The sequence below is a fragment of the Anaerotignum sp. genome, assembly GCF_031981185.1.
Lineage (GTDB): Bacteria > Bacillota > Clostridia > Lachnospirales > Anaerotignaceae > Chakrabartyella.
Map to the genome: position 1 here is coordinate 1 of NZ_DALYUL010000034.1, position 15,651 is coordinate 15,651.

At 35.7% G+C, this 15,651-nt stretch carries 18 protein-coding genes and 2 pseudogenes; 14 read left to right on the forward strand and 6 right to left on the reverse strand.

Annotation, left to right across the window (positions count from 1 at the left end):
* A pseudogene (locus RTK36_RS14870) lies at positions 1 to 121 on the forward strand (DNA adenine methylase); the annotation flags it as partial.
* 113 nt (positions 122 to 234) lie between these two features.
* Here the strand turns inward: RTK36_RS14870 and RTK36_RS14875 are convergent.
* Positions 235 to 999, reverse strand: coding sequence for a FadR/GntR family transcriptional regulator (locus RTK36_RS14875; protein WP_312048022.1), 765 nt, complete (start codon positions 997 to 999; stop codon positions 235 to 237).
* Between the two features lie 767 nt (positions 1,000 to 1,766).
* On the opposite strand from RTK36_RS14875, the gene RTK36_RS14880 reads away from it, so the two are divergent.
* The 8 genes from RTK36_RS14880 to RTK36_RS16770 all read left to right on the forward strand — a co-directional run bounded on the left by RTK36_RS14880 (position 1,767) and on the right by RTK36_RS16770 (position 7,831).
* Positions 1,767 to 3,158 carry a sodium:solute symporter family protein gene (locus tag RTK36_RS14880; protein ID WP_312048023.1) on the forward strand — a complete coding sequence of 464 codons (1,392 nt, stop codon included), beginning with the start codon at positions 1,767 to 1,769 and terminating at the stop codon, positions 3,156 to 3,158.
* A gap of 61 nt (positions 3,159 to 3,219) precedes the next feature.
* On the forward strand, positions 3,220 to 4,293 hold the full coding sequence (locus tag RTK36_RS14885; RefSeq protein ID WP_312048024.1) for an NAD/NADP octopine/nopaline dehydrogenase family protein: 1,074 nt from the start codon (positions 3,220 to 3,222) through the stop codon (positions 4,291 to 4,293).
* A gap of 166 nt (positions 4,294 to 4,459) precedes the next feature.
* Positions 4,460 to 5,533, forward strand: a complete 1,074-nt coding sequence (locus RTK36_RS14890) for an NAD/NADP-dependent octopine/nopaline dehydrogenase family protein (RefSeq protein ID WP_312048025.1) — start codon at positions 4,460 to 4,462, stop codon at positions 5,531 to 5,533.
* 1,027 nt (positions 5,534 to 6,560) lie between these two features.
* Complete coding sequence (locus RTK36_RS14895) at positions 6,561 to 6,899, forward strand: DUF3784 domain-containing protein (protein ID WP_312048026.1); 339 nt, start codon at positions 6,561 to 6,563, stop codon at positions 6,897 to 6,899.
* A 116-nt stretch (positions 6,900 to 7,015) separates the two neighbouring features.
* Positions 7,016 to 7,129: a Fic family protein gene (locus tag RTK36_RS16615; protein ID WP_334308131.1), complete on the forward strand. Its 114-nt coding sequence runs from the start codon at positions 7,016 to 7,018 to the stop codon at positions 7,127 to 7,129.
* A 26-nt stretch (positions 7,130 to 7,155) separates the two neighbouring features.
* Entirely contained in the window at positions 7,156 to 7,446 is a 291-nt protein-coding gene (locus RTK36_RS14905) for an S-layer homology domain-containing protein (RefSeq protein WP_334308132.1), read from the forward strand.
* Positions 7,447 to 7,449: 3 nt separating this feature from the next.
* The gene (locus RTK36_RS14910) at positions 7,450 to 7,629 is read left to right on the forward strand and encodes an S-layer homology domain-containing protein (RefSeq protein WP_312048028.1); all 180 of its coding nucleotides are present in this window, start codon (positions 7,450 to 7,452) and stop codon (positions 7,627 to 7,629) included.
* The gene (locus RTK36_RS16770) at positions 7,607 to 7,831 is read left to right on the forward strand and encodes an integrase core domain-containing protein (RefSeq protein WP_442871360.1); all 225 of its coding nucleotides are present in this window, start codon (positions 7,607 to 7,609) and stop codon (positions 7,829 to 7,831) included. Before RTK36_RS14910 ends, RTK36_RS16770 begins: the two co-directional genes overlap by 23 nt.
* A 207-nt stretch (positions 7,832 to 8,038) precedes the next feature.
* Here the strand turns inward: RTK36_RS16770 and RTK36_RS14915 are convergent, their stop codons facing one another.
* From RTK36_RS14915 to RTK36_RS14925, 3 genes are read right to left on the reverse strand one after another with little or no spacing between them, the layout of a single operon-like run.
* Positions 8,039 to 8,302 carry a hypothetical protein gene (locus tag RTK36_RS14915; protein WP_312048029.1) on the reverse strand — a complete coding sequence of 88 codons (264 nt, stop codon included), beginning with the start codon at positions 8,300 to 8,302 and terminating at the stop codon, positions 8,039 to 8,041.
* Between the two features lie 31 nt (positions 8,303 to 8,333).
* Entirely contained in the window at positions 8,334 to 8,507 is a 174-nt protein-coding gene (locus tag RTK36_RS14920) for a hypothetical protein (RefSeq protein ID WP_312048030.1), read from the reverse strand.
* A 9-nt stretch (positions 8,508 to 8,516) separates the two neighbouring features.
* Positions 8,517 to 8,822, reverse strand: a complete 306-nt coding sequence (locus tag RTK36_RS14925; protein WP_312048031.1) for a hypothetical protein — start codon at positions 8,820 to 8,822, stop codon at positions 8,517 to 8,519.
* Positions 8,823 to 9,251: 429 nt separating this feature from the next.
* On the opposite strand from RTK36_RS14925, the gene RTK36_RS16775 reads away from it, so the two are divergent.
* The 4 genes from RTK36_RS16775 to RTK36_RS14945 all read left to right on the forward strand — a co-directional run bounded on the left by RTK36_RS16775 (position 9,252) and on the right by RTK36_RS14945 (position 12,836).
* Complete coding sequence (locus tag RTK36_RS16775) at positions 9,252 to 9,365, forward strand: hypothetical protein (protein ID WP_442871361.1); 114 nt, start codon at positions 9,252 to 9,254, stop codon at positions 9,363 to 9,365.
* A gap of 343 nt (positions 9,366 to 9,708) precedes the next feature.
* Positions 9,709 to 10,362: a response regulator transcription factor gene (locus tag RTK36_RS14935; RefSeq protein ID WP_312048032.1), complete on the forward strand. Its 654-nt coding sequence runs from the start codon at positions 9,709 to 9,711 to the stop codon at positions 10,360 to 10,362.
* On the forward strand, positions 10,359 to 11,819 hold the full coding sequence (locus RTK36_RS14940) for a sensor histidine kinase (protein ID WP_312048033.1): 1,461 nt from the start codon (positions 10,359 to 10,361) through the stop codon (positions 11,817 to 11,819). The genes RTK36_RS14935 and RTK36_RS14940 overlap by 4 nt, the downstream gene beginning before the upstream one ends.
* A gap of 81 nt (positions 11,820 to 11,900) precedes the next feature.
* Positions 11,901 to 12,836: a hypothetical protein gene (locus tag RTK36_RS14945; RefSeq protein ID WP_312048034.1), complete on the forward strand. Its 936-nt coding sequence runs from the start codon at positions 11,901 to 11,903 to the stop codon at positions 12,834 to 12,836.
* Positions 12,837 to 12,927: 91 nt separating this feature from the next.
* Here RTK36_RS14945 and RTK36_RS16620 read toward each other — a convergent pair.
* Together RTK36_RS16620 and RTK36_RS14955 are read right to left on the reverse strand one after the other, a co-directional pair.
* Positions 12,928 to 13,197, reverse strand: a pseudogene (locus RTK36_RS16620) (type VI secretion protein); the annotation flags it as partial.
* A 631-nt stretch (positions 13,198 to 13,828) separates the two neighbouring features.
* Complete coding sequence (locus RTK36_RS14955; RefSeq protein WP_312048035.1) at positions 13,829 to 14,404, reverse strand: TetR/AcrR family transcriptional regulator; 576 nt, start codon at positions 14,402 to 14,404, stop codon at positions 13,829 to 13,831.
* 173 nt (positions 14,405 to 14,577) lie between these two features.
* On the opposite strand from RTK36_RS14955, the gene RTK36_RS14960 reads away from it, so the two are divergent.
* Positions 14,578 to 15,651 (forward strand): oxidoreductase (locus tag RTK36_RS14960; RefSeq protein ID WP_442871362.1); only part of this gene is annotated, 1,074 nt, incomplete at its 3' end.

Here is a 15,651-nt window from a genome sequence, read left to right on the forward strand (position 1 = left end):
ATATAAGCTGTTTCCTAAAAATCATACACGATATATAGAAGTATTTGGAGGAGGTGGCTGGGTACTCTTTGAGAAAAGACAGAGAAAAAACTGCATGGAGGTTTACAACGATTTTAATTCCAAAAATGGGAGCGTTGACTACAGTGAGCTGGGGGTACGGATATAAAGTTAGACACTTTATGTCCGTACCCCCAGCTCACTGCAAAAATTAGACACCAGGTTTGCCAAGAGTATTTATTTTTGTCGTTCTTCCTGTTCTAAACGATTATCCCTAATTTTTTCAGAATAAATTAAGTTTGTCCCGTAATCTGGATTAATGATCTTCATTCTGGCAAAAAGATGACGATACATAATGTCCTTTGCAAGAAGTGGGTCTCTTTTCGCAATTGCATCGAAAACTGCCATGTGGTCGTTAAAGCTGTCAATTTTAACTGAATTGTCTACAAATTTATTAAAATCAGCATATTCATCAGCGGAAAGCTGCTCTAAAATTGTGGATAGCAGGTTTTCAAGAATATCATTTTTTGCATATTTTGCAACATATCTGTGAAAATGAAAATCGTCAGTATGAAAAAAATTTGTGATGACATGTTTTTTTGTGTCTTCCTCCAAAAGATATTTTAGTGCTGCGATCTCTTCATCTGTTGCCCTTAATGTCGCGTAATAGGCCAGTTCGGGTTCAATGATTAAACGAGTTTCCAGAAGCTTTTCAATGGAGGAGTTGTTCTTTAGGCTTTCAAAAAAACGCATATTACAAATATTATTAATGGCATTTTCTGAAATATAAGTACCAACCCCTGTTCTAGAATCGAGAATGCCGAAGTTCTCTAAAATTTTCATAGACTCCCGCATTATATTTCGGCTAACGCTAAAAGAGTTGGCCAGATCAATTTCATTTGGTAATTTCTCACCTGGATTCCAAGTGCCATTTTCAATCAAAGAAATCATCATATCCATAAGCTGAGTACTTAAGTTAACTTTTTTAATCTTTGGAATCATAAAAACCTCCTAGGTTTCTTTTTAATAATGGGACACGATAATGAGAGGAATCGGAATTAAAGAGTAATATTTATCCAATACTCCAAAAAATAAAAATCACTTGTATTTGGTTGTTGATGAGATTGCTACTTACGAGAGTAAAGACAACAATATTAGCCTTAAAAAGGCCAATTAAAATGCTTATTTTCAAATAAGTGACGATTCCTTAAATCGCTAATCTATTAATAATTTTAATCATAATAAAATCAAATGCTTTCTGCTAAGTTAATTCAATTTTGAAAGCAGAAGAGAGCCTCTATGCAGTAAAAGAAAGGTGTAACTAAAATTGATTGAATTAAATGCAATTATTTTTATTTTAACTTGCTTGGGTAAAAAAATCAAGGCGAACTTATTTTTAGAGGTGTAAATAGCATTATTTGATTTGGCTAACATCCCTAATATGTATAAATTATTGTGCAATTTCTACAAGTTTTTTGCAGTTTTTATATCTCCTTTATCAATATAAATAAAAAATAAAAATTTAATCAAGAGCATTGCAAAACAAGTATAGTTGTAGTACAATTAAACCAATAAAAGAGTGAAACCGGCGCCAGAGTTTTACATCTTTGCATGAAGAGGAGGGATAACTTAAATTAAATTGCAGCACTTTTGTTTTCAATATATAGTAAGATAAACATTTAATGATTTTAATGATTTTAAGCAAAGAGTACAGAGAGAAATAAGGTTCAATTGTAGTTTTCAAAGAAAAAAACTTGGAGGTATAAGCTATGGGTACAACAACGGCAATAATTTTAGCAACAATTTTGGTAATAGCCGCCACACTGATTCCTACATACCTAATTAGTAAAAAACAGGGTACTTCAGAAGAGGATTGGGCTGTTGCAAGTAGAAGCTTGCCAATTTATGTTGTAATTGGAACGCAGTTTGCCAGTGCCATGGGTGGTGGCATTCTGGTAGGCCATGTGGCCAATTCTTTTAACAATGGCATCTCAACTCTAATTTATGGATTCTTATCTTGTGTGGTATTTTTCTTTATTATGATTCCTGCAAAATGGTTAAGAAGAAATAACTTTTCGACAGTGCCGGAAATTTTAAGAAGTTTTTCTAATCAAAGTAAATTTGTTACAGTTGTAGCTGCCATTATGACTATTGTAGTTCCTTTTGGTTGGGTAACATCTCAGATTACAGCTTTTGGTAACATTTATGCTTCTTTAACAGGCTTTGACTATAAATTGCTTTGTTTGATTTTCTGTGTGGTTAGCCTTTTGTTTGTAATGCCCTCTGGACTGAAAACGGTTGCATGGACTGACTTTATCTTTTCATGCTTCATGATTTTTATGTGTATTGTTTCTGTTTTATATGTAACAAAGTTAAGCGGAGGTCTTTCTGTTGTCAAACAAAACGTAGATCCTTCTTTACTTACATTCAGCGGTTCAATTGAAAACGTTGGGAAGGTTACCGTGTTCTTGTGGATTTTCTCTGTTCTTCCCGGTGGTTTAACAAACCAGCTGTATTTCCAGAGAGTTTGTGCAGCTGATGATGAAAAGAGTGTTAACAAGAGTTTGGCTATTTCCGCTGTGCTTTTAATGTTGGCATTTGGATGGTCTGTATATATGGGCCTTAATATCAGATCCCTCAACCCCACTATTGAAGGCAGTGCTGCAACAGGTTGGTTTATGACACAGTTACCGTTGCCTTTATTGGCTGCTTTTGCAGCTTTGATTTTTGCAACACTGATGTCAACGGTAAGTAGTGGTGTTCAGTCTGCAGTAGTAAATATAACAAGAGACATTGTACCTGTTATAAAACCTAATATGTCTGAACAAGAAACGCTGAAATTATCCAGAATTTTATCTTTGGTAACAATTATGGTTGCGTTGATTTTATGCTTGTTCTTCAGTGATACATTAAAATGGTTGGTAACCACATATGCATTCTCTGCAGCAACTTTACTTTGTCCTATCTATGTTGGATATTTGGCAAGAAACAAGAATTTCTTAACCAAGGAAGGTATTGTAGCAAGTATGATTGCCGGTGCAATTGGTTGTGTTGTTGGTATGGTATTAAAAACACAAATTAATTATACGGCTATCGGTATTGCATTGTCCTTTATCGCACTTTTTGTAGTAAGTGCAATGACAAGAAAAAAAGAAAATTAATATACGAAACAATTTTATCTACTTTACAGTTAATTAAATTTTAAGAATAAGGGTGAAGAAAATGAAAGAACCAATTGCAATTATTGGAGCAGGAAACGGCGGTCAGGCATTTGCAGGCTACCTTTCTTTACACGGGCATGAAGTAAAAATTTTTGATGTTGTTCAAAAAACAGTCGATATTTTAAATGAAAAGGGCGGCGTTCTCCTTGAAGGAAACAGTGACGTTACGGGTTTTGGAAAAATTGCTCTTGCCAGCACGGATATTGTTGAGGTAATGGAAGGTGCTAAAATTATTTTGGTAGTATTGCCTTCCCTCTATCACAAAGATATGGCGAAAAAAATGATGCCACATTTAAAGGACGGACAGTGTGTTGTTTTAAATCCTAATGCATCATTAGGAACTGTTGAGTTCAAGAAACAGTTGGATGATTTGGGATGTACGGCAAATATAATGTTGGCTTGTACAGCCACATTACTGTTTGCTTGTCGTGCTGTTGAGGTTGGCCATGTGGTAGTAGCAGGTCAGAAAACCAGCTTTACAGCATCTACATATCCTTCCAGCAGGAATCAGGAAGCCAAAGAACTTTTCGCTGATGTACTGCCACAGTTTGAATTTTGTGAGGATATCATTCGTGTAAGCTTGGATAATTTGAATGCCTTTATGCATCCCGGTCCTACAATTCTAAATACAGGCAGAATTGAATCAAAAACACCTTTTGAATACTATCTAGATATGACACCTAGCCAGGCGAAGTTTGTAGAAGCTTTGGATAAGGAGAGAATGGCAATCGCAAAAGCCTTTGAGGTAAACTGTAGAACCCTAAAAGAGGAATACTTGGATATTTATGAAACCCATGGGGATACTTTCCACGAAGTTATAATCAATTGCGAGGGTTATCATGGAATCAAAGGACAAACAACTTTGAGAACCAGATATGTTATGGAAGATATCCCTTGTTCTTTGGTTGCAATTCAAACTATGGGCAAAATTGCAGGGGTACCTACTCCTTGTACTGATGCCATGATTGTCATTGCAAGAGCCTTGATTGATGACATGGAAGAAGGAAGAACGTTGAAAAACTTGGGTCTTGAAAATATAACCAAGGAAGAATTTATTGCATTGTGTAGAGGTTAATTAAGAAAGCTTACATATTTCCCTATGATATTTCTCAATTATAATTAGCAGAAAAAATAAAAAGTTTTAAATTCTCCCTCAAGAATGAAAAACGAAAAAGAAGGTTACCTTTCATTTGACAGGTAACCTTCTTGCTAAGTGTGATAATAAGAAAGGATTTGATAAAATGAAAAAAAATATTGCAATCATTGGGGCGGGGAATGGCGGGCAAGCATTTGCAGGCTATTTCTCTTTGCAAGGACATGACGTTCGTATTTTTGATGTATCAGAAAAAACAATCGAAACGATAAATGATTTAGGCGGTATCCAAATTGAGGGGAATTCCAGTGTAACAGGCTTTGGTAAAGTTTTGCTTGCCAGCACAAGTATGGAGGATGTAATCAAAGGTGCAGAATTGGTTTTTCTTGTTTTACCCTCGATTTATCATAGCAAAATGGCAGAGCAAATGGCTCCTTATTTAGAAGATGGACAGTATGTTGTTTTGAACCCTATGGCACCCTTGGGAGCAGTTGAGTTTAAAAGCGTACTGGATATGTTTGGCTGTAAGGCCGACATTAAAATTGTTTGTACTGCAACTCTTTTGTTTGCTTGCAGAGCCGATCGTGTGGGGCATGTAAATATTGGTGGACAAAAAGTAAGCTATACCGCTTGTACATATCCATCCTGTTATAATTATGAGGCAGCGGAGGTTTTTCGGGATGTATTGCCAGAATTGGTTTTTTGCGATGACATTATACGAATTAGCTTGGATAATTTGAATGCAATTGTTCATCCCGGTCCTACTATATTAAATACAGGTAGAATTGAAAGTAATATTCCTTATCAATACTATTTGGACTTTACCCCTGGACAAGGCAAAATTGCAGAGGCCCTTGATAGAGAGCGAATGAAAATTGGGGAAGCTTTTGGACTTAATATCCGAACATTTGTGGATGAATTTAAAACTATGTACCAGGTAGAGGGTGATACCATTCATGAAGTTTTGCGTAATAATGTAGGCTATAAAGGTTTAATGGGACAAAATACGCTCGATAGTAGATATTTAAGAGAGGATGTGCCATATTCTTTGGTTGCTTTTCAAACTTTGGCGAAAATTGCTGGTATCGAAATTCCCACGATTGATGCTGTTGTTACAATTGCTAGAGATTTAATAAAGGGTTTGGACGAAGGGAGGACTTCAAATAATTTAGGATTGGGAAATGTTACAAAAAAGGAATTTATTCAAATGTGTCGAGGATAGATTTGCTAAAGAATCATAAATTTAAATCACATAGTAAAAGCAATTCAGCAAAATATTTCTTTGTAATGTTTTGGAATAGGTAATTCTGGGTTGACCAGTTTCCCACAACGACCAATGGCATAAAACATCAATACTGTCCTCTCAATCCATTGTGAGGTTGTATGCCTGTTGCAACGCATTGAGAGATAAAATAGAATATAATTAGCGAAAGTCGTGAGTTGAAATCAGCTCACGGCTTCTTATATACTATATAAAGATATTTTATAATGTACAAAAACTCAAACAAAATATTTAGCGAAACTCCAACTCAACTTTACATATCCAAAGGATTTGTAGGTTGTTGTTACTTTGTATAGTTTCTGTATTTATGATAATAGTCTATATTTTAGTAAAAGTTCACCATAGGTTTAGTTTTGGTTTCTCTGAGGTGTTTTATTTAAAGTTAATTAAAGTTAATATTGGCTTCATCAGCATACTGCCAATTATGTATACCAAGTTGTGCCCAACTAAGAACCTCAAAAAGTTCTTTGAAGTTCTGATTCCGCCCGGTAGGGAAGTAACCATTAATTAATTATGTAAAAAAGGAATTAGATAAAGTGCAATCGCCAAAAGCAATTATAGACTCAAGTTACGAAAACGTTATTTTAGAAGTTACATATGATGAAAAGTAAAATGACGGAATGTAGATACTGGAACAGTTAAAAATTTGATATGAGTTCAAGAGATTGACATAAAATTCTTTTTACCAAAAAATTAATGGTAAAAAAGAATTAAAACGGGATCTTAAGACATATCAAAAATCATATTAGCTTCATTAGAGCAAGTAACAGCAAACTTTCTTATGATATCAGCTAGCAAAGATATAAAACGATCTCTAGAACTTCTTGAATAAAAGTCCTCCGCCAAGGAAGCACCAGCGACCTACGGCATCATTATTGTCTACTCAAGGCACACGGAGGTAGTTTGCTTGTTGGAACGTGGAAAAAACGTTGAAAAATAAGGCGTGCGTATGGAAAGGTGATGTAGTATGGGTTCAGTAATATTTATAAGTGTATTAGCTTGCATATTTTTAATAATAGCGATTTTTATGTTTTTCGGAAAGGGAAGTTGGATGATTGCAGGGTATAATACAGCGTCAGCAAAAGAAAAGGAGCAGTATGATAAGAAGAAATTATGCAGAATGATGGGCATTACTTTACTTGTTATAGCAGTTTTACTTTTTATTATGGCGTATTTAGGCTATAAAGTGGAGAGTGGAATTATAAATGAAAATCAAATGCTACCTTTTGCTATAATATTTATTATTGTTGTTTTAGTTACTGTTATTATAGATATATATTACTCGAATACTAAGTGTAGAAAATAAGAGTGTGATCTGTTCGTATGGACATAGCTATATTGGGGAAATATCTTCGCAAGTATCAATTTCTTTTAGGAGAAAAAAGATAAGAATTTCTTTGCAGATATAATATATAAAAAAAGTTGAATCCAATTGAACTAGCAGCATGGACACATGGGGAATTTGTTCGAATTCATACGTTTCAAGATGGCAATGGCAGGACATCTATATTTATACCAATAGCATCTATTCCATAATTTGGAATCCTGTTGAGTTTAATGACGTGGTAAATTACTGGGCAGAGACTGCAATCAACGACATGGATTCAAGAATAGTAATCAGCGGCGATGGAGCAGGCAACTATAACCCGAATAAATCGATTCCACGTGAAGATATTGCTGCAATCGTTGTGCGTGCCATCGGGCTTTCACAAGGAACTACCGAGAGCAGCCATAAAGACGTAGCGAAAGTCGACTGGTTCAGCGGCTATGTTGATACAGCATCAGAGTATGAATTGATTAACGGCTATGATGCATCTATCTTTGGCTCTAGCAACACAATTACAAGAGAGTAGGCAATGGAAATCATTACCAGAACAATGAAGATAAAGGAAATGGATATAAGCCTTACAGATGATGAGGCTGAAGCGCTCCTTATAATTTACGATGACAAAGATGATATTTCAGCTTATGCAAAGAAAAGTGTGGCAACGTGCTTAAAGGCTGGCATTGTAAGTGGCACAAGCAATATCACCTGAAAAAGGCTGCCCTTATGACAATGCCCCAATGGAACGATTTTATAATACACTCAAAAACGAATATTTTAACCTATTTACCTTCAATTCATCTGACGAAATGAATCGAGGTATCTATGAATTCGTCTATGGGAAGTACAATCACGTAAGACCTCATTCGTATAATAAAGGTCTTACACCTTATAAAGCACGTTGTGCTATATAAAAAATTTTATACCTTGGTGTAACAATTTTGCTTGACCAGACAAAATATAAATTATTTTTAACTATTTCGCATATTTTTGTATTAAAAAACAAAAAAACAAAAACAACCTCTTTTATAAGAGGTTGTTTTATTGTTTTCATGACATATTTCGTAACATATTTGGGCTTATTTGTGCCATTTTTTAATATCCATTCTACTGTTAATCAGTTAAGAAATGGATAGTTTTTCATCATCATTTTTATTAAATAAAAATATAATACCAATTATGATTATTATAATTGGTATTAATAATCCAACACAAATAACCGGTTGTTCAAGATATCCAATCATATTTAAATATGATTGATGATTAATAATTTGAGTTGAGACAAATTGGTCAAAAATGTGAATTACCTTTAATATAAATAAATCTAAGGAAAATACTAAACTTCCAGCAATACAAAAACAAAGTCCCAAAACATTTTTACTCAACACAAACCTCCTCAAAGCAAATTAGTTAAATTTATAAACTATTTGTACTTACTAATTTTAATGTGCCATTAGGATATGCTTTATATGATTCTGCACGATATGCTTTGCCGTTTTTATTTACATAAGTAATTTGTACATCAGCAAATGGATCAGGTTTAGTCACTGTTAGTTCAGCTGTTCCACCATCAATGGTTTGCCCATCCATATGTATTGTTCAAGCTTGTACAACTTTATATTTGTAATTTTTGAAACGATAATCAACTATAATACTTTCACCCTTTTGTAAAGGTCTCGAATTTTTAGTTATAGCTACATTAACTTCTGCTGATAAACTAAATCCTAATGCACTTTCTATTGTGGATTTTCCTACATGTAAAGGAGGCCCACTTAAACTAACATCAACACCAATACTTTCAGAAATAGAAAAATATTCTCCAGTTGCATCAGCAAGTCCTAATGTAGTTAAATGTTTATAACTTCCATAGGTAGAATTTACGTATTTAGCATTTTTATTATCCATATTTCATAGTATGTATCCCCAGCAAAAGCTACTGTAATTAGTACTTAATGAAAGTACTGCTACCATCAACATGTTAATTATTTTTTTAATAAATATAACATAATAATTTTGTTATATATACAATATGGAAAAATTTGCACTATTATTGTTAAATTTAGCAAGTGATTATTAGATAAACTATATTTATATATAGTTTATCTTCTATGCTTTGGCATACCAAGAAAAGGCAGAAACTACGATGAAAACACTGGCGAAATAGATTATTTGAAGACTTGTAAAAAATAAAGCACTTGGATAGATTTCTTATTCGTGCATAAAAATAACATTTAAGACGTGAAAAGATGAATTTATTTTTTTATAGATAAGTGGATAGATAGACTTGTATCAAATATAAAAAATAAATTTGGAGATAGGCTTGCTTTTATTAGTTTGCAAGGAAGTTACAAATGCAAAGAAGCGAATGACAGCAGTGATATAGACATTGTAGTTATCCTGAATGAGCTGACTATACAGAATTTGAAAAAATATCAAGTGATAATTTAACAAATGCCTTATATGGAAAAAGCCTGCGGGTTTATTTCTGGTAAGAATAAATTTTCCTAGTAAAAGTATCAGAACAGGAAAGTGGTGACATCATGGAATGAAATTCATTAGGTACCTTGCAATATTATGCAAATGAGTTTCTTCATTTTTATTTTCGAATTGCCTTTAATAAATTCATCAAAGGTTTTAATATTTAACAGAAGACAGTTCTATACTTAAATGATTATTTTTCATCGTTCTTTTAGAGTAATTTATTGTTTCTATGTTTCAGAAAACTGCTTTCGCCTTTACAACTCTATAACATATCATTGATAATATCATTAATATGAGGAGGTGAATTAATTTGGCATCAATTTTAATTGTCGAGGACGAAGAAGCGATCAACGAGCTGGTAAAAAGAAATCTGCAGCTAGTGGGTCACCAGTGTACCTCTGTTTTTGACGGAGAAACTGCGGTTGTTGAAATACAGCAGGAATCCTACGATTTGATGATTTTGGATATAATGCTGCCGGGGTTTAATGGATTTGATGTGATGAAGCAAGGAAATAAAACGCCCACAATCTTTCTTACGGCAAAAAGCAGCTTGACCGACCGAATCAACGGCTTTTCCATGGGTGCAGATGATTACATGACGAAGCCTTTTGAAATGTTGGAGTTGCTGGCCCGTGTGGAGGCTGTTCTGAGACGGACACAAAAAAGCGAGAGTAGTTTTGAAGCGGGAGATGTGAAAATCAATTTTAAAAGCCGTCAGGTATTCCATGTCGGACAGTTGGTTGAATGTACGCCGAAAGAATATGAATTACTGGAAGTCCTTGTAAACAACCGTAATATTGCACTCTCAAGGGAAAGACTGTTGGATTTGGTTTGGGGATATGATTTTGAGGGAGGAACTCGGACGGTGGATGTACATATCCAGAAGCTTCGGAAAAAGCTGGGATGGGAAGACAAAATAAAAACTGTGTATAAATTGGGGTACCGTTTGGAGGTAGGCCGGTGAAACAACGAACCTTTTTAACAACACTCACGCTTTTTCTTATTTTTTTTAATCTTGGAATTTTTATCGTATCTGTTGCAATGTTCAAAGACACAGTAAGCCGTGCGGAGGAAAGAAGTTTAAGTGAGCATTATTTTATTGTATCCGCTTTAACTAAGGATTTTTATGCAGTTGAAAACCGTGGAATCAATATAGAAGGTTCTATCAGTTCCTTACTTCAGCCTTACAGCTATTTGTCGGGGAACAGCAAAATGGGACTTGCTCTTTATGAAAATGATCAGCTTGTCTACTCGAATCAGAACGCAACGATACTAAAAGGCAACCCTCTCACCCCCCCGGAGGATGGAAATCGTTCGGTAATCATACGAAAATCGGACAACAAGACATATGTTATCGTGGCAGGAGAGCTGCCAGACGATTATAATTCCTACATCCTGGTTTATCTTTATGATGTGACTGATGCTATAAACGCATGGTGTCGCCTGAAAAATATTTTATTTTTATCGGGATTTATTCTCTCCCTTTTGTTTGCTTTAGGTCTGCTTCTTATATTAAACCGAATTTTCCAACCACTCAAACAGATCTCTCAAACTTCTAGGGAAATCGCAAATGGAGCATATGGAACGCGGCTTCGTGTATCCGGGCATGACGAGCTTTCCAAAATGGCGCAAAATTTTAATCATATGGCTGAAGAGATCCAGCACCAAATAACGGAACTGAAGGATGCTGCAGATAAAAAGCAGCAATTTGTTGACAATTTTGCCCATGAAATACTCACACCACTGACGGCCATCTATGGATATGCAGAATACATGGAAAAAGCGGCTTTATCGGAAGATGATAGACTGTTGGCACTTCAATACATAATGTCCGAAAGCCGCCGCCTCCAAACGATAGCATTTCAGTTGATGGAACTAGCGAACCTGCAAAACAATTCGGTTATTTTTGAGGAAATCAAGGTACCTGACCTCTTTGATTCGATCAAGCAGACGTTGTTTGTCAAGCTTGAAGGAAAGGACATACAGCTGGTATTTCAAAGAAAAATTGATACGATATACGGAGATGTGTCTTTACTGGAAAGCCTGTTGATTAACCTGATTAATAATGCAATCAAGGCATGCGGGGAAAGTGGGCATATTACAGTACGTGCCATCCAGGAAAGCGGTATGAAAATAATCACCGTTCAGGATGATGGGAAAGGTATGACACCAGAAGTTCTATCTCAGATTACAGAGCCATTTTACCGTGGAGAGAAATCTCGTAGCCGAAACGATGGCGGCGCTGGACTGGGGCTTGCAATCTGTAAGCAGATTACTTCAGTCCATCATGCTGAGCTTAGTTTCACCAGTCAGCCTGGAAAAGGTACAAAGGTGAAAATAACTTTTACAATTTCACAACAATTCAATGATAATTCCATAATACGGCTCCCTTATACTGTTTCTTGTGATCAAGTTAAATAGCATGGGAGAAAGAATAAATTCCCAACTGGATGATCATAAGTAAATATAAAAGGAGTTGTTAGTATGAAAGGAGTTGTTAGTATGAAAACTAATAAGCAGGAGGGGAAAAACTTAAAAAAGACTGTGATGGCAGCCACTTTAATTATCGGGGCAAGCACAATGATGTTTCAGGGGTTGACACAAGTTGCAGTGGCAGCGGTATACAACAAAACTGACACGATTCCAACAAGCTACGTAGCTTGTGAGAAGGGCGCATTTCAGGTAACTGTGCCAGAAGGCTATACGAAAGCAAATTATAAGGTTGGGGCAATTGACCTTGAGTATTACAAAAACAATCATCCTACGGAAAAGGACTTGACAAAGGAAGAAGCGGCAGAACTTGCGGCACAATATATTTGGCAGGTATATGGTGTAGATTTGGAAGGGCAGACCATTGAAATGGGCTATGACACAAATACAGATGTTAATCCACACCCTAAATGGGAGGCTAATGTGTTTATGAAAGGCCAGGATTATCACGAAGGATATAGTGTAAAGCTATATGGAGTTGAGATCGATTCTGTTACAGGTGAACTGTTCAATATCAGTATGAACAGAGCACTGGATGCAAAGGTTAATGCTGGTACTGACTCTTCCATTGATGAAAGTGAGTCTGGTGAATTTGCGGTAATGGTGAAAGAACTTGCGAAAAAATATGATGTTGTTCATAGTGATATTGAATCAATCAATTGTACTGGACAGGGGGCAAGCTTCCCGACGAATGAGATGGGCATCTACGGTGACCCAACCATTAACTATGAAATCCATGGTACAAACGGTGAGGTCGCATTCATTTCCCTTTCCAGATATGACAAAATGCTGCTAGGTATAACGTTTAATGGGCAGGCTAAATACGATTTGCTATGGATTAAAGAATTGGATAAAAAATTCCAAATGGATAGCGAGTCACAGCAAAATGTGTCTACTTCTGCTGATGAAACGCAGGCGCCAGTTCTTGTAACCAATGGAGATAACTAAATCAATTTAAGCACAGAATAGTTAAAGCTGTTTCATTGAATGGCAGCTTTAACTATATTTTTGTATAAAAGAAAGCCACGTGGTGCAAACACATGTACTCGCATGACATCAAATCAATAAACAACAGCCTAGATTATTGGTGAGTTCTTCGTACGCTTTAAGGAATCTAATGCACACACAGTCATGCCGGATTCCCACAAATTGCAAATGATGAGCTTTAACAAATAGCTCTTACCCTGTCCACTGTTTTCTAGAATGGGGATATTAGCGTTGGTCTTGTCATAGGCTCTCTTATTGAAATCTACCAGACGTTACTGCCGAATTTATCTCTGCCAACATAGAAACCGTTGCCATCCGATTTCGTTAATGAGTCAATTCATAAAAAAATTCAAATCTCCATATAAGAAATGAAACTAGATGAGGCTTATGGGGTGGGGGCGGTCGGAGTATTTACCAAATAAAACGAAGAAACGGTTAAAGAATACTTCATACCGGGTTCTTCAGTCGAAATCTGCGAAGGTCCACATGCTGGAATATCGAAGAGTTAGGCTCCTTCAAAATTATAAAAGAAGAGGTATCTTCGGCAGGCGTAAGACGAATAAAGCGGTTTTAAAGGATGGGATACATAAAACAGAAAATCTTGCCAATGAACATTTATGCTCCATCATACGAACAAAAAAACTCATCCCGGAATTGAAGCAAAACGGAAAATCCGGTTTTTGTATTTCAGGGTAGCGGATATGTGCAGAGGCAGTCGTGGGTTGCTGAAGAGAACATAACACGATTTGCGGGTTTGTTGAGGTAGGTTAAGCCTATGAAACGCAATGAAATCATATCAGATACTCATGATTAATCCTGGCAACTGTGGTAAGCAGCGTTTTAATCTGGAGATCGCCATGAGGCGGATGCGTGTAGAGGCGGGCAGTATCAATATGAAAAAATGGTAATTCCCTACAGGAAGATTTAATGTAAACGGAGGAACAGGTGGTAGCTTATTTATATATGTGATAAAAGTATTTTTTGGAGGCTTCTACCAAGTCAAATTCTCCTCCGGTTGAACTCCAGTTTACAGCAAGACCTAAGAATGCCGATGCAAAACAATAGGATAAATCTTCAGCCGAAGCAGTGGAGTCAATCTCCCCTTCTTCTTGTGCTTTATACGTATATTCAATAACCGATTGCCTCAACTTAGTCAGATTTGGGTCAAAATTATTTAACTTAAAACTGAACATTTTGTTTTGCTGTTCCATGTCAATTTTAATAAGGTTTTTTACTATGTCGGTATTTAAATCTGCTATACCACATATAAAAATTTTCTTTAATTTCCAGCATTTGTCCAGCCAGGTTTTTTCGTTATCAACATCTCTTATTGCTGCTTCAATATTTTCATCAACCAAAGAAAAATAATTTAAAAGTAGAGTGTTTTTTGATTGATAATGGTAATAAAAAGTTCTCTTTGTAATATTACAGGCTTCACATATCTCATTGATTGTCACATGATCAAATCCATTCTTCTTAAAAAGTTCAATAGATTTAACTAAAATTGTATGTTTTATATTTTCTATCAAATTAATTTCCCTCCAGTGTTTATACTTGTTTAATGCAAGAATTATACCATAAGTTTAAAAATAAATAAAATAATTTTCGATAAAATATTGACACAACGTATACCGAGGTATACAATGAAGGTATACCACGGTAACAAAAATTTAATTTAACAAATATGAGAGAGGTGTTTTTCATGAATCAGGATGTATTATTTCAGCCAATGAAAATAGGAACAATGGAAGTGAAAAACCGAATAGTAATGGCTCCGATGGGGTTACATTCAAAAAATCCGGACGGAAGTTTTAATCAGGATAGCATTGATTTATATGTTGCACGTGCAAAAGGAGGAGTAGGACTTATTGTAACAACGGGTATCGCTTGTCAGAACAAACTGGATTCAATGCACGCAACACTGGCTACAGCTGGTGATTCTTATATAGAATCGAATAAAAAACTTACTGACGAAGTGCATAAATATGGTACTAAAATTGTACTTCAGATAGCTAACGGTGCCGGCAGAAATCGTAAAGATGGTTTCTTTTTAGACAATGATCCTATTTCCTCATCAGAAAATCCTAATGTATGGCACCCGGAGGTTATGCATCGTGCTTTAACAACAGAGGAGGTTCAATTTCTTATACAATCATATGCCAATGGTGCTTATGTTGCAAAGCAGGCAGGCTTTGATGGAGTGGAAGTTCATGCACTTCATGAAGGATACTTAATGGATCAGTTTTCGATGGAATGTACTAATCGCCGTACAGACCAATATGGTGGAAGTTTGGAGAACAGACTACGTTTTGCTACAGAAACAGTACATGCTATAAAAGAAAAATGCGGAAAAGATTATCCGGTTTTAATAAGATTCAGTGTTAAAAGTTATATGAAAGGATTTGGCATAGATAATGGTGCTCTACCCGATGAGGACTTCGTAGAATTTGGCCGTGATTTAGAAGAGAGTGCTAAAATAGCAAAAATTCTTGAGGATGCCGGTTATGATGCTTTAGATTCAGACAATGGAACCTATGAATCCTGGTATTTTGCACATCCTCCGGTATATATGCCAAAAGCCTGCAACCTGGCTGATGCACAGTATATAAAGAAATTTGTTAATATACCTGTAATATGTGCAGGTAAAATGGATGATCCTGAAATATCATCAGAAGCGGTTGCCAGTGGCAGTATTGATGCTATTTCTGTTGGCCGGGCACTTCTTGCTGATCCGGAATGGGCAAATAAAGTTAAAAACCAGCATTATGATGATATC